This is a genomic window from Vibrio sp. 1069 (assembly GCF_033340555.1).
Genome location: NZ_JAWOWP010000004.1, coordinates 325,729 through 339,348, shown reverse-complemented (window position 1 = coordinate 339,348; position 13,620 = coordinate 325,729). Strand labels below are relative to the sequence as shown.

General features: G+C 41.3%; 11 protein-coding genes and 1 pseudogene. 6 read left to right on the top strand and 6 right to left on the bottom strand.

The window, feature by feature from the left end:
* Positions 1 to 41: 41 nt before the first annotated feature.
* Together R7040_RS09570 and R7040_RS09565 are read left to right on the top strand one after the other, a co-directional pair.
* Complete coding sequence (locus R7040_RS09570) at positions 42 to 191, top strand: hypothetical protein (protein ID WP_206779136.1); 150 nt, start codon at positions 42 to 44, stop codon at positions 189 to 191.
* A 181-nt stretch (positions 192 to 372) separates the two neighbouring features.
* Complete coding sequence (locus tag R7040_RS09565; RefSeq protein ID WP_064353608.1) at positions 373 to 1,584, top strand: hypothetical protein; 1,212 nt, start codon at positions 373 to 375, stop codon at positions 1,582 to 1,584.
* Between the two features lie 237 nt (positions 1,585 to 1,821).
* Here R7040_RS09565 and R7040_RS09560 read toward each other — a convergent pair whose 3' ends face one another.
* The gene (locus R7040_RS09560) at positions 1,822 to 2,589 is read right to left on the bottom strand and encodes a hypothetical protein (protein WP_064353607.1); all 768 of its coding nucleotides are present in this window, start codon (positions 2,587 to 2,589) and stop codon (positions 1,822 to 1,824) included.
* Positions 2,590 to 3,169: 580 nt separating this feature from the next.
* On the opposite strand from R7040_RS09560, the gene R7040_RS09555 reads away from it, so the two are divergent.
* Together R7040_RS09555 and R7040_RS09550 are read left to right on the top strand one after the other, a co-directional pair.
* Positions 3,170 to 4,156 (top strand): hypothetical protein, encoded by a 987-nt coding sequence (locus R7040_RS09555; protein WP_064353606.1) that lies wholly within the window; start codon positions 3,170 to 3,172, stop codon positions 4,154 to 4,156.
* Positions 4,153 to 6,201, top strand: a complete 2,049-nt coding sequence (locus tag R7040_RS09550) for an ATP-dependent helicase (protein ID WP_064353605.1) — start codon at positions 4,153 to 4,155, stop codon at positions 6,199 to 6,201. Before R7040_RS09555 ends, R7040_RS09550 begins: the two co-directional genes overlap by 4 nt.
* A 308-nt stretch (positions 6,202 to 6,509) precedes the next feature.
* On the opposite strand, the pseudogene R7040_RS09545 reads toward R7040_RS09550, so the two are convergent.
* The 3 genes and pseudogenes from R7040_RS09545 to R7040_RS09535 all read right to left on the bottom strand — a co-directional run.
* A pseudogene (locus R7040_RS09545) lies at positions 6,510 to 7,622 on the bottom strand (anti-phage dCTP deaminase); the annotation flags it as partial.
* Between the two features lie 24 nt (positions 7,623 to 7,646).
* A complete protein-coding gene (locus tag R7040_RS09540) occupies positions 7,647 to 8,099 on the bottom strand; it encodes a hypothetical protein (protein WP_242412939.1) in 453 nt (150 codons plus the stop codon).
* A 51-nt stretch (positions 8,100 to 8,150) separates the two neighbouring features.
* A complete protein-coding gene (locus R7040_RS09535; protein WP_198039098.1) occupies positions 8,151 to 8,321 on the bottom strand; it encodes a hypothetical protein in 171 nt (56 codons plus the stop codon).
* A 777-nt stretch (positions 8,322 to 9,098) separates the two neighbouring features.
* Here R7040_RS09535 and R7040_RS09530 point away from each other — a divergent pair.
* Positions 9,099 to 9,902 carry a MetQ/NlpA family ABC transporter substrate-binding protein gene (locus tag R7040_RS09530; RefSeq protein WP_017633488.1) on the top strand — a complete coding sequence of 268 codons (804 nt, stop codon included), beginning with the start codon at positions 9,099 to 9,101 and terminating at the stop codon, positions 9,900 to 9,902.
* Positions 9,903 to 9,997: 95 nt separating this feature from the next.
* Here R7040_RS09530 and R7040_RS09525 read toward each other — a convergent pair whose 3' ends face one another.
* Together R7040_RS09525 and R7040_RS09520 are read right to left on the bottom strand one after the other, a co-directional pair.
* Complete coding sequence (locus R7040_RS09525; RefSeq protein ID WP_005379716.1) at positions 9,998 to 10,273, bottom strand: hypothetical protein; 276 nt, start codon at positions 10,271 to 10,273, stop codon at positions 9,998 to 10,000.
* 223 nt (positions 10,274 to 10,496) lie between these two features.
* The gene (locus R7040_RS09520) at positions 10,497 to 11,216 is read right to left on the bottom strand and encodes an SIMPL domain-containing protein (RefSeq protein WP_005379714.1); all 720 of its coding nucleotides are present in this window, start codon (positions 11,214 to 11,216) and stop codon (positions 10,497 to 10,499) included.
* A gap of 233 nt (positions 11,217 to 11,449) precedes the next feature.
* Between R7040_RS09520 and R7040_RS09515 the strand changes: the two genes are divergently transcribed.
* Entirely contained in the window at positions 11,450 to 13,201 is a 1,752-nt protein-coding gene (locus R7040_RS09515; RefSeq protein ID WP_064353604.1) for a lysophospholipid acyltransferase family protein, read from the top strand.
* The last annotated feature ends 419 nt before the right edge of the window (positions 13,202 to 13,620 follow it).

Genomic DNA, 13,620 nt, shown 5'->3' with positions numbered 1-13,620 from the left:
TAAACCATTGAGATCAACGTAACTTGATCAATGGAGGTAACATGAAAAGAAAAGAACCCAATACAGAGCCGCCAAGGCACCTCACAGACACTGAACTTGAAGATTTGAGGAAAGACATGCAGGAGTCTTCAAAATGGGCCAGAGAGGAGCTGAAAAGGCGTAAAGCAAATAGAGAAACGGATTCAGACTAGAACTTCATCTTGAGCTCGGTTGGTCGCATCCTCCTTGTCAGAGGTCCCCCTTAGCGATATAGTTCAATCGCTCTTACCCGCCGCCTTGGTTCGAGCTCGATAACGATTATCAATCCAAATTTGACAATTACCTTTACACTGAAAATCAGCGGCTTGTGTAATGAATATGAGGTGATCCGTCATGCCAAAAATTCCTGTCGACATCGACAACCTAGCCACACTAAAACACGAAGCCACCCGCTTTTGCGATCTCGCCAAAAAACTATTTGGCGGGGAAAGTATTGATAATTTGACCACGGGCAAGCTGCTGACCGCGGTGAGTAAACGTCTGGGTTACTCCAGTTACGGCGGCATGGTGGCGTGTAATAAGCAAACCCACTCATATATGCCGATTTCTCTATCGGACATCACTCACTTTCGTCACCTTGCTACGTCTATTGTAGAGGAAACGGGGATCAGTGAGACGGAGCTCTTGGTGATTGCTTCATTGCTTCAGTTGGGTGCTGAGTCCATCAATCACATCCGATTTGGAAGACCGGAATCTGGAACCCACGAAGCCTTCACCTGCCTCATCGTTGGGGAGATGGATCAGAGCTCATATTTCTCACTGGCGTTGTCAACCCCAAAAGCGCTGGTTGTGGGCAGGGTGGCCACCACGCTGAAAAACATGGCGCATTGGCTACCCGAATTAGTGGCGTTTTTGAAGCAAGAAATGAAGGCTCACGATGACTGCGTGATATTAACCCCGAATAATCGCCTCTGGGAGGTGAGCAATCTTTATGAAGGCCTCTATCGCCCCTTCGGCTACCTGGAGTTCGTGGTGACCGACCCTCGCTTGAACACCACACGACAGGTCTACTGCACCATTTCATCGGAACTTGGCCGCGTGACTGCCAGCGATGTGTACGACATCGTCGCGGAAGACTGTTTTGATCTGGATAAGATACTCGAAATGGATATCGACGACGCCATCTACCCAGATGAGGCGACCATCCCCGAACCTAGAAACTGGTGCTTGGCGTTTTTTACTCGCCTTTGCGCAGCAGCATTAGTGGTCGAGGTGAGAATGAAGGTCGATCCGGAAAAGGCGGATCCGGAGCTCTTTGAAGATCAAAACCTTCAAATGGCCGATGAGCAGGTGATGCAGTTTCTGCACCGAAATGAGCGGGTTTGGCCACCTTGTCCAGGAGGAAGCATCGAGATGCGCCAGGTTTCTAATCAACCGTACTTAGAGCCGTGGGTCCAGCCTGAGGTGACGCGCCAACTGCTTAAGCTAAACAATCAGATCCATCAAGAACAACAGCAACTTTATGATGAGTTAGATGAGATTGAAAGCCGAATGGCGGGCTACTGGATGCAAATAGCCATCAATAAGAATTCGAGAGAGCTGTAACGCGTGGGGGGCTGACCTTAAGGTCAATCCCCCTGTTTTTGCGCCACCCCATCTCCCCACACGAGTCTCGAACGTCAAACTCAAAGGGAGATTGCTTCCGACGAGTCGAACACCAAAGTGGATCGCGATCCGTCCGGTATGATCACACGACGCCTAACGCTTGTCTTTCATCGGAGTGGGTTTTCAACACCTCACCACGGTGTAGGAGAAGAATAAAGCTTAATACTAAACGATCAACTAACGACCTAACGTTCTGTTGTTCAACATAAAATACAACGATGGGTCCCTAATAGGATCTTCACTTTCAACTGAATATGTCTTGTAGTTCAAGCTGCTGCTACCTATTGTCCAGTACCTATGCAATCGTTCCGACAAGTCGAGATTCCTACGATTAACTAAGAACCCTTTATCTTCTACTTTAGAAATCAAACTAATGCTTTGAAGAAATCCGATAGCTCCATCAATATTTTCCAAACTTACACCTGTCTTTTTAGCTATGGCTCCACGACTAAGGTCAACGTATGTTTTACTATTGCTTCGACTAGTAAGTATGTACAAAAAGCATTTTAGAGCATCACGTTCGTGGGAATATCTATTATGGAAAGCTTTCAGTGCAGGTATTTCTTCCTCGTTTTTAACAAGTGCTCGTTTCGGAAGCTTGCACCATCCTCGGTATATTCCTTGAGTAAAAGTATATGTTTTTGTTCGAACACCAGAAGAGGTTAACAACCCTGTTGTATGTAATTTCTTTAATCCCCGGGACACCATGGAACGGCTAAGTGAACACATCTCTGTAAGCTCATCATATGTAGCCTTTATTTCCAAAACATCATCCACAGACTTACCACTCGAACGATTAACTTGCTTAGCAAGAAGACAGAGAACAATAAACAACTTCAAAGCTGCGATATCATCACTAACACTCCGACCACCACTAAATGAATCTTTTAGCACTCCATTTGAAATCCATTCTGAAGGCATTTTAGACCAGAGCATTAAAGTCATTTAATTACCACCATAAGGTTGTTGATGAACCCAATCAAGTCACTACCACATAAAGCTAAAACTAGAATGAGTATCGTTATTTGAGGTTGTATTTTAGCGACTCTTTCCAAACTACTTAAAAACAGTTCTAACATCACTATCTCCTGAAAACGTTCAAATTCGTAGAATATGGGTACGTTTTACATGAAGCATTACTCTCTTTAAATATCTATGATAAAAATCTTTCTAGAGAATAGAAAGCTGAATTATTGGTTAAATCACTGATAAAAAACAAGTATTTAATAGTTTAAATTCTTTCATTAGTTCATGGTAATACCCTATTAGTTCATGGATAAGTACAATAAAAGCTCTTTTATTGTACGATTCAAGAATTTCAGTTCAAATATCGTGGCTATGTAGATCTGTGCCTGAAAAGACTATTAATGTTAACTGTACTGTTAGGTTTTCAAACAACTTGCTATTGTTCTTACCTTAAAATCTGTTACAGATGTTTAATAAGGACACAATAGATTCAGTGTTTGCCCCCTTAAAATGGTAAACTTCTCCCTCCCTGATAAGTCATTTGGAGCCACGTAAATCTATGGCTACTCAATCTCGCTCCGTTCAGTACGCGTTTGCTTTAGATGGAGACGGGACTCTTACACATATTAGTGAAGCCCAACGTACACATTCCTATACTTGTGTAGGATGTGGAAGCAGTCTTAGCCCCGTATTAGGCGAAATCAACGCAAAGCATTTTCGTCATTCCGAAGATTGCTGCTCTCTAGAAACATACTTACACGAGACTGCTAAGGAAGCATTTTTCCATTGCTACCAACAAGCAATCAACACTGGTACCCCCATTGTATTGCAGCTAGAACGCAATGTTTTTTGCGGTAGTCCTCGTTTAGGGTTGCTTAGAAATAAAGTTAGTCAATGTTCTAAATCTGTACCTGCGCGATACGATTTAACTAAATTTTTCGATCGAGTCGAGCTTGAAAAGCGCGATAAAACTACAGGACTACAACCAGATGTAATGCTTAGTGACTCATCGAATACAAGGCGTTGTTATATAGAGATTTGTGTTACACATGCCAGTACTCAAGATAAAATTGATACAGGTGTTCCTATTCTTGAGTTTAAGATTCAATCTATTGATGACATTCAGATGATATTTAAAGGGTGTTATTCAATTGAGGACGAAAGGCTAATTATTTTCAACTGGCTTCCTCCATCCAGAATAGACGAAAGCTGCAGTGGAACCTGCTCAGTTGGTGAAACGGAAATGTCTGTCTGGAGTTTGAGTGAATCAGGAAGGCTCAACGAAACAATTGTACTTTTAGCCGACGTTGACCTAGTAGCCAATTCAAAAGTTAACACTTGGCCTAGGGAGTTGGGAGCTGTTGAATTAGAGAACAATCTTCGCAACTTTCTTCACCATGCCGATCCTCAAATGATATTTTCTAATTGTATTATGTGTTCTCAAGCTAGCTCGTGGGAGAACGGTTATCTCAGATGCCATAGCAAAGCCAAGTCTGTTCCTTATACCGAAGCCCTTCAGTGTGCCGCATATAAGGTAAGAAAATGACAAAAAAACTCACCTTGGAGCAGAAAAGCATTGTTAACCATGACGCTGGACATGCATTGGTTAAAGCCGTACCTGGTAGCGGTAAAACGACCACTCTCATAAAACGTGTTGAGCGGCTGATCAAGTCAGGGGTTCCCCCACACTCAATTCTAATATTAATGTACAACAAGTCTGCACAGATAAGTTTCACTGAAAAGCTAAAACAGGCTTTAAAGTCGCGTCCTGCACCTGAAGTTCGTACTTTTCACAGCCTAGCTTTAAAGATCGTTAGTCATGCTGAGCGCAAACAAGTAATCAAAAAGAAAAAGCTGCTCACTCCAGACAACCCTCATTATGAAAGATTAGTTAAGGAAGCCTATCGTCATGGCTTCAATCATGAAGTGAGCTATATAGACCCTAATGATATAGAAGATTTTGAACTTTTTATCACCCGGTGTCGGGCTGCTGCCTTGTCTCCAACGGATGCAGCTACCGACCCGATTTTTAGTGAAATCAAACAAGAGTTTATTCTCGCCTATAGCCACTATTGTGAGTTGTTGGAGACAAATAATCTAAGAACATTCGATGATTGCTTAATTGAAGCTACTTCTCTATTGCGTAATAACCCTAACCTCGGAGCACATTTCAAACACATTATCGTTGATGAGTATCAAGATGTTAATCTGATACAGCATAATATGATTCGTTATCTATCTACGCCAGATACATCAGTTATGGCTGTGGGTGATATCAACCAATGTATATATGAATGGCGTGGTGCTCGACCAGACTTTATTGGCGGTCTGTTTGAGAAACATTTCAAGAATACCAAAGAGTTTCAGCTTTCATGTACATTTCGGTTTGGACATCAGCTTTCTCTAATGGCTAATTCTGTTATTAGACGCAATTCTACGAAGCTAACACGGCTTTGTGTTAGTCATCCAAGCACCCCAGAAACCAAGGTTAGAATATACGTGGATAATTGTTTATCAACAGTGTTGGAAGACCTTTACCGAAGAAATGGAACACAAGCGATCCTATCCCGAACCAAAGCAAATCTTGCTGAGGCTGAAGTTGCTTTGCGTATATGTGGTCTACCATACCAATATCAGAGTGGGACTACCTCATTACACACTCGTACAGAAATTGGGATGCTAGTTGTAGGTGTCATGTTGTCTGTTTACGGCGATCTACGATTGCTTGAAAACCACCCCCATAAACAACCACTACTATACGGTTTTTTAAGAGAGGCAGGTTTCCGATGGAAAAAAGGGCAACTCAAAACTGCACTCAACGCATTGATGACACCGAAATCAGAACTAAATACTGTACTAAAAACATTATTTGATGGCGATGTCAGTTCGAGGCACCAAAGTGAGTATTTGAGTAGACTCGATAGTATTTATCAGAAAGATAGAGAGGAAACTCTAGTTTTTGATGTGTTGTCACGACTGAAAATGGCTGGTTTCATGGACAGTATTGGTACCGAAGGTGTTACACGTACTGGGTCAAATGACCGACAGAGAGGGATAGTTAAAGTTGAAGAGTTACTAGAATTAAGCAACATTAATGCTCTCACATTTTTAAACCTGATTCTCGCACCTGAAAAGTCTTCAAATAATTGTGAACCATTTGTCCTCTCTACGCTACATGCTTCCAAAGGTCTGGAATGGGATAATGTTGTGTTAATCGGTTTGAATGATGAAGAGTATCCTGGAGGCAAATCTGATGTTAATCATAGTGTATTAACATCAAGTGGTGAATATCTCGCAAACGAGGAGGCAGAGGAAGAGCGGCGTTTATTTTATGTTGGAATGACTCGAACTAAACAACAGCTTAATGTAGTTGTCCCGCAAGATGATGGACTAAGCCGATGGCTAGCAAATTGCTGGGATAGTACTCCCAAAAGATCACCAATTGCGACTCGCTTTGTTTACGAAACAGGCTATACCGCTTGCTCAATAACAAGCAATGCAATTTACAATAACGAAGCAGAAATGAAAAAATCAGAATTTAGTAACTTTCATCAGTGGTACTTAAGAGATCTTCAACGATTAAAGGTCTAGCTAAGTGTACTCATAACAACACTCTGTACACCGACACTACTTCTATTAATTTATTAGTTGTCACCTCAGAGACGTTTCTCTCAAAATGCGTGAACGTAGTCATATGGAGAAAACTTCGCCCTTAAAATGCCTCAAGTTGTTATGAGTCATTCGATACATCATAATTGGGAGTTCATTCCAAATATCTTCTTGTATTCTGGAAACGAAATACCCACAAAAGTGATATCTTTTTTTGAAAACTAATAAATTTTAGGCATAAATATTTATTCCTAATCATATAATTAAATTAAAAACAGAATCCTAAAAGATTACTCTGGTACATATTTATCCTCACCAGCGTTCTTATCTGCATATTTTTTGACTTTGACCTCATAATCAACGTAGCAGTCTAACTGATGAGGGTCGACTTGTGTTGATGTAGGAAGTTGATATGTGATGACATTTCCATAATCATCTTTACGATTTTTGTTATAAATAAAAAATTCCGCGTACCTATTTGGAGCTGTACCTTCAAAATTTTGTAGTAGTAATTTATCTTTTGAAGGGTTGTCGATATGACATATAGAATCACTATGTAAATCCATCGCTAAACTTTTTTCATAAGGTTCGATGTAAACCACTCTTTCAATACCGGAGGCAACAATGTGTCTAGCACAACTATGACAAGGGTATGTTGTACAGTAGAGTGTTTTTCCTATGGAACTAGAGTTAGATTGTCTTGCTAGTGAAACAATTGCATCCATTTCAGCATGAATAGCTCGAGAGTATTCTATTAATGATTTAGCCTTTGAATTGTTAAATATTTTATCGGCGATTTCATGTGAACGTTCAATCCCCTCGTCGTGTAGAATTTGGTATATTTCTTCTTTTAAAAGTGACTTATGTTTGTCATTTTGGCAACCTGATTTGTTATAGCATCTTTTGTCAGAATTGCTGTCAGCATCGTATAATCCACCTCTAAACTTTGGGACATCGTTGCAGCCAGTAGCAATTATCTGCCCATTCTCATCCATGATTGCGGCTCCAACTTGCCGAGATAAACAAGCTGATGCAAGAGATGCTGAATAAGCCGCATATAAACCTCGCTCGTCACGCTTTGGTGTAATGCTGCCAACTCCATGAATTAGATTAATAAATCTTGAAATAGAAAAATTTAGCTGTTCTGTTTCATCAAGATTGCGGATGAAGTAGTCAGCCCTCTGAATTGCTTTTTCAACATGCTGGCCATTATCGTCATTACTTTTTCTATCTCTTTCTATTAATTTGGCTATTTCCGCTCTGTCAGTGATCCCTTCTTCTCTTAGATTTTTCTCACGTTCATCTTGAGTTCGTAGAAGCCCTATCATGTAAAAGTTTCTGCGGTATACCTCTTGGAATAGCTCTACTTCTTTATGGTGTTTGATTTGGTCAATTATGTATGCAACTTTTTTGTTACTTTAACTGCTTTACCTTTGCTCCCCTTTGTTCCCCTTTGTTCCAAACAAAGTATTCCGAAGAATACCTATTCTTCGGATGCCCATATCAGCAATAGTCGTACTAGACTTTTTACGAAGTTCATCTCCTAAGTCTTGTAGAGTTTTATACCTTTCATATCGCTTTAGATTGAGAATCTTTTCTGGATTTTCCTGGGTATATGCAATTAAATCACTTAAACGAATATGCTCAACATGGTAGTGAGCTCGTTCTAATTCAGAGATTAAGGCGGTTTTAAGACGTTTAACACCAGCTCCAACAGCACCACATAAAGCGATCACTAGTTCTTGAGAATGTCTTGAGCGGATATCTTCCAGTGAATTGTCAAACTGGAGATCTTGGGATGATTCAGACATGGAACTGTCGTTTTGAGCAGAACGCCCTGATGAAGCGGGGGAAGGTGTACTTTGCAGTTTAGTTGACATAATAAAACCTGTATAAAAAATGCTCAGGTTTTATTATTAGTAATTAAATCATTACCAATCAAGCTTTTCGGCAGCTAGTTTCATATTTTCTTTGGCATTTTCGAATGCGATCATTTTTTTTCGAGCGGTCAGTGATAATACGGGCGCTGTTTGTTTCTTTGTCTCGACCTTAGACTGCTCTTTGTTTGTTATGCTTTGACTTGCCATTTTTACCACAGTCATAGTAATTCACCCTGAAAAAAAATCGTGCAAATTATACACAAGCAATCCATGCTTTCAATATGCCACGTGTTTTATTTAAAAACCAACATACCATTCTCAGTCTAGCATAAGCAATCTAATAGGTTGGCTTTTGAGTAAAACTTTGATTTCAGTCTAGGATGCTAGCTACCCATCCCTTAGCCAAGTCTCAACTTAGTTGTGTTCATATGTTGGTATCGCTTTTAATTCTGTGAGCGGAATCTAGCATTAGGAAATATTTAGTCTGAACAGCTAGAACCTATCGACATTTAAATGGCACAAACAAAACCTATATTGAAATGATTTCTGTAGAACTAAAGGTACAATAGCGGTACAGTCACTAGTTTTGACTAATTTACGTAAACTACGCTAAACTATTGTTTAGTAATTACTTTAACCTATTTTAAATTACGCTAAACTTACCTCGGTTTACCTAGACTTCCTATATTAGTGGCTAACTCATAATCGATTGGTCCGCAGTTCAAGTCTGCGAGGGGCCACCATATTTCGAAAGGCGTAGCAGGTTAATACCTGCTACGCCTTTTTTGTATCTTATATCTTTAGGTACAGTTGCGGTAACTCGTCACTAACCTCGTAATAGCTTTTCCTCTTCCCCTCTTCTTTAACTATTATCTGGCTTTCTATACGAGCAATAGAAACAAAATGTCTGCTCGTGATTTAAACCATTGACCCTCAGACAACTTCTGATAGCATGGACATATAAACATATGGACGTCTAAAACAAAAAATGGAGCTACAATGAAAAGTATTGGTCACTTAAAGAAACTAGCTTTGATTCTCACGGCAGTAGTCGGCTTAAGCGCTTGTGGAGAAAAAGATGACTCTGTCATTAAAGTGGGCGCGACAGTTGGACCACATGCACAAGTAGTCGAGGCGGTAGCGAAGGAGGCAGCGAAGCAAGGTTTGAATGTCGAAGTCATTGAGTTTTCTGACTACGTGACACCTAATGCCGCTCTTAGCGATGGTAGCATCGATATTAATAGCTATCAGCACCAGCCATTTTTAGACAACTTCAACAGTAGCCATAACGCCCAATTAGTATCAATTGGTCAGTCCATTCTTATGCGTATGGGGCTTTATTCCAATAAGTATCGCTCACTGCAAGAGCTTCCAAACAATGCACGTATAGCGCTTCCAAATGACCCTACCAACGGTGGTCGTGGTCTGTTGCTACTCGCCGATGCAGGTTTAATTGAGCTGAAACAGGGTGTTGGCCATAAAGCCGCCCTAACTGATATCACAAAAAACGCAAAATCATTTGAATTTGTCGAGGTAGATGCCGCTCAGCTACCAAGAACATTAGATGATGTGGACGCGGCTGCGATTACAATGAACTACGTAATGTCTTCTGGTTTAGATCCGAAGAAACAAAGTATCTATCTTGAAGCAAAAGACGCCCCATTAGCAGTCATGGTCATCGCCACTCGTGACGCAGACAAAAATAATGAAGCGTATAAAAAGTTCGTTTCTATTTATCAATCTCAAGCGATTCGTGATTATCTCGATCGCACTTTCAAAGGCACAATCGAAGCAGCTTTTTAATCAATAAAGCAGCGAATACTTTGCCCCACGAATCAGATAGAAAAGAGGCTAATGTTTTCTCATAGCCTCTTCTTTTCATTACTCACTAAATCGACTCATTGTCGACTTTCAGCCTCTAACTTCATTGCCAAATAAGCTTGGTCAGCAGAAACCAATTCAGGACGGTTAATCAACTTCCAGAGGAAGTATGGTGGGATTAAAAATACGATGAAGTAGAGAGATTCATGGAAGAAAACATCGGCTATCGTTTGCTGATGCTCCCAAAGTGCCGTCAGTGCGAAGAGCTCTAACATCACGCCTAATACGCCAAAGACGACAGAGACAACAATCGCTAAACCCAGTAGTTCTCTAACAAAGTGCTTGTATGCCATGATACTAATTCCTTCTAGCAATAAGTCATACTAACTTACGCTCATAAGAAACAAGTGAGCTTGATTATTATCAAACTCACCTCATCACTGTTAAGAACTTAGTTTTATAAAAAAGTACTTGTATATAGCGTCATCGAAGACTGATTTCCCTATCACAGAGCATAGATACCTCTACAAATAGAAGGTGATGGAACGACCAACTATTGACTATATGAGCGCAACTTTAATCAGATAAGTAATATTGAACCGTCGATACCACTCGTACTTTCTTAATGTAAGGCGTGTTGCTGTCTCGGTCATAAATCGAGAACTGCCCTTGAGTTGCACGTTTGATCTTACCCAGTGAACTTTGTGAGTCTTTCGCAAATTTCTCAGCCACTTCACGCGCATTCTTAGTCGCTTCTTCGATCATGTCTGGCTTCACATCATTCAGCTTAGTAAAGCTGTACTCAACACGATTTGCATAAGGATCTTGGTTAAGCAAAACGCCTTGCTTTCCTAGCTCACCTATTTCATTGATTGCCGCTCGAACAACATCAACACTCTGGCTATAAACCGTAACGGTTCGCGAGGCCAAATAACGATACTCAATGTCTTGCTCGCTCCCATATTGCTGTGCTTTTCTGTCAATGACCGCTGGGGAAGAAAGGGAAACGCTGGTTTCAGGAAGCCCTTTGGCACTTAGAAAGTCCAAAATCAAACGGGTTTGCTGGTCAATTTCATCAAACATGGCTCCCATATCATTACTCGCTAGAGTAAATTGAATCGGCCAAATCACCGTATCAGCAGGATACTCACGCTCCGACAAACCTTTTACTGTCACGACTCTTTCATAGGCTCGGTATTTCACCGCCGTCTGCTGCATAAAATAGCCAAGTATGCCAAGACCAAGTATCAAACTTAGCCCAATCCAAAGTGCTGCTTTATTGGAAACTCGTTCCATTATTTCCCCCTGATAAATATCAACTTAGCTTAATCTTTGTTCTAGATAAGATAGCCTATCTCTTGTTTTAAGAGGGAGACATAACGCGAGTTTTGATTCATAGCACAGTGATATACCGTTTTCTTTAGTCAATAAAGCTTCATTGGTTTGTCACCAAAGGCTCATGCTTTTGCCTCTGAATTGTCATCTGTAATTTCTACTATCCAATCAGCAACTTGTACGCTGAGGTAAATATGGATAGTTCGACCCCTTTTCGTCTCCCACGTAAAACGCCGTTTGGCATTGGTGAAAACGTTGCTGAATGGGCAACCGGTTTAAACCAACTTGATAAGTTCTACGCCCAACGCCCCGTTAATGCCGATACCAAAACTTTTCTCCGCTTCACGCTGGATATCTTAGGTATCGATTATCGCATTGCTCATGGTTCACTCGACTCAGTACCTAAGCAAGGTGCTACCGTCATTGTGGCGAACCACCCGCTTGGTTGTGTGGAAGGCGTCATCTTGGCCGAACTCTTGTTGATGGTACGAGACGACATCCAAATTCTAGCCAATCAATACCTGAAAACCGTGCCGGAGTTAGATCAGCTCTTCATTGGTGTCGATGTGTTTGAAGGAAAAGACGCCGTCAAATCGAATATGAAGGCCCTCAGAGCGGCTAATAAACACCTAGCAAGTGGCGGCTTATTGCTTGTCTTTCCTGCCGGTGAAGTGTCCCAGTTAGTCGATGCCAAACAACAACGCTTGGAAGACAAAGCGTGGAGTCGAAGCGTAAGTAGCCTAATTCGCAAAAACAAAGCCACGACAGTTCCAGTATTCATCAGTGGCCAGAACTCGAAACGCTTCTATATGGCAGGGAAAATCCATCCACTTTTGCGCACCCTACTGCTTGGGCGAGAACTGCTGAACAAACAGGCGCAAACCATCAACTTATCCTTTGGCCAAGCGATAAAATTTAAAGAGATCAACACGCTTAACGATGATCAAGTAGTGAACTATTTGCGGCTCAACACTTATTTGCTCAATCGTGAAACCCATTCAGTGAAGCCTTCTTCTTCATCAGAAATGCTCTCTCCAATAGCGGCAGGGTTACCCGTAGGCGAATTGCTTGAAGAGCTGAACAACTTACCAAAAGAGTCCAAGCTGCTAACAAGTGGTGAGTTCGATGTTTACTGCACGGAGTCGCAGAGTATCCCTTCCCTACTGCATGAAATTGGTCGCCTACGTGAGCTCAATTTCCGACAAGTTGGCGAAGGGACGGGACTAGCAATAGACATTGACCATTTCGATCATGATTACCTGCATCTGTTTGTGTGGGACAGAGAGGACCAATGCTTGGTGGGCGCGTATCGTTTAGGTCTGGTTGATCAACTGATTGAAAAGCGCGGCGTAGCAGGTCTGTATTCACGAACGTTGTTTAACTATGACCAACGCTTTATCGACCAAATGGGTAAATCCATTGAGATGGGGCGCTCAGTGATTGCGCAGCAATATCAAAAGAGCATGAGCGCGCTACTGCTGCTGTGGAAAGGCATCGCAACGTTCGTTCATCAAAACCCAGATTACACGCACCTATTTGGTCCGGTAAGCATTAGCAACGACTATAGTGATACTGCACGCCAACTGCTTGCCCAATCAATGACACTGCACCACTACGACAACAACTGCGCAGAGTACGTCACGCCTTCTAACCCACTTCCTGAGCACCATCGTGACTGGAACACCAGCATGCTTACTGCTCTGGGAGATTTACAGTTACTATCACGCGTAATTGCCAGAATCGATGAAGGAAAAGGTGTCCCTGTTTTACTGCGTCAGTACTTAAGCCTCAATGGCAAGCTGGTATGCTTCAACGTCGACCCTGCATTCAATAACGCTCTAGATGGATTGATTATGGTGGATTTGCGCGATGTTCAAGAAAAGACATTGGCAAGGTATATGGGACGCGAGCAAGCTCATGACTACCTCGTCTATCATACTAAATAGCAACGATGATTAAGAACAGTGATTAAATAGAGAGTTGGGAATCACAAGAAGAACCGTGTGGCGACTCTCTTTATTTACCCTTTCATTAACTAATTAGGCGTGCTCCGTGAAGTGCGCCGAAAAGACTCTTATAGATACAATCTATCGAAAGATCTAGATAGCATTTATCTCACCAATTCCGTCACAAACTTTCACAAAAAACAAAAACAGATCCAAGTCACACTTTAAATTCACCACAACTCAACACAAAACGTGACATTGATCATCACAAGTATTTAATTCGAATTTCAAAAAAAATTAAAAGTGATCAAAGTCACAAGGTATTTTAATTTTAAATTTGTCAGAAGATCGGATTGATCACTAAGATTTTTATTGACAGACTTGAAAGTGGCTTTTTGTTATTAAGTTACAAGTTAATA

Bases quoted from the DNA above. Each gene is read 5' to 3' on its own strand.
- R7040_RS09570 (WP_206779136.1), top strand. From the start codon at position 42: ATGAAAAGAAAAGAACCCAATACAGAGCCGCCAAGGCACCTCACAGAC.
- R7040_RS09565 (WP_064353608.1), top strand. From the start codon at position 373: ATGCCAAAAATTCCTGTCGACATCGACAACCTAGCCACACTAAAACAC.
- R7040_RS09560 (WP_064353607.1), bottom strand. From the start codon at position 2,589: ATGACTTTAATGCTCTGGTCTAAAATGCCTTCAGAATGGATTTCAAAT.
- R7040_RS09555 (WP_064353606.1), top strand. From the start codon at position 3,170: ATGGCTACTCAATCTCGCTCCGTTCAGTACGCGTTTGCTTTAGATGGA.
- R7040_RS09550 (WP_064353605.1), top strand. From the start codon at position 4,153: ATGACAAAAAAACTCACCTTGGAGCAGAAAAGCATTGTTAACCATGAC.
- R7040_RS09540 (WP_242412939.1), bottom strand. From the start codon at position 8,099: ATGTCAACTAAACTGCAAAGTACACCTTCCCCCGCTTCATCAGGGCGT.
- R7040_RS09535 (WP_198039098.1), bottom strand. From the start codon at position 8,321: ATGACTGTGGTAAAAATGGCAAGTCAAAGCATAACAAACAAAGAGCAG.
- R7040_RS09530 (WP_017633488.1), top strand. From the start codon at position 9,099: ATGAAAAGTATTGGTCACTTAAAGAAACTAGCTTTGATTCTCACGGCA.
- R7040_RS09525 (WP_005379716.1), bottom strand. From the start codon at position 10,273: ATGGCATACAAGCACTTTGTTAGAGAACTACTGGGTTTAGCGATTGTT.
- R7040_RS09520 (WP_005379714.1), bottom strand. From the start codon at position 11,216: ATGGAACGAGTTTCCAATAAAGCAGCACTTTGGATTGGGCTAAGTTTG.
- R7040_RS09515 (WP_064353604.1), top strand. From the start codon at position 11,450: ATGGATAGTTCGACCCCTTTTCGTCTCCCACGTAAAACGCCGTTTGGC.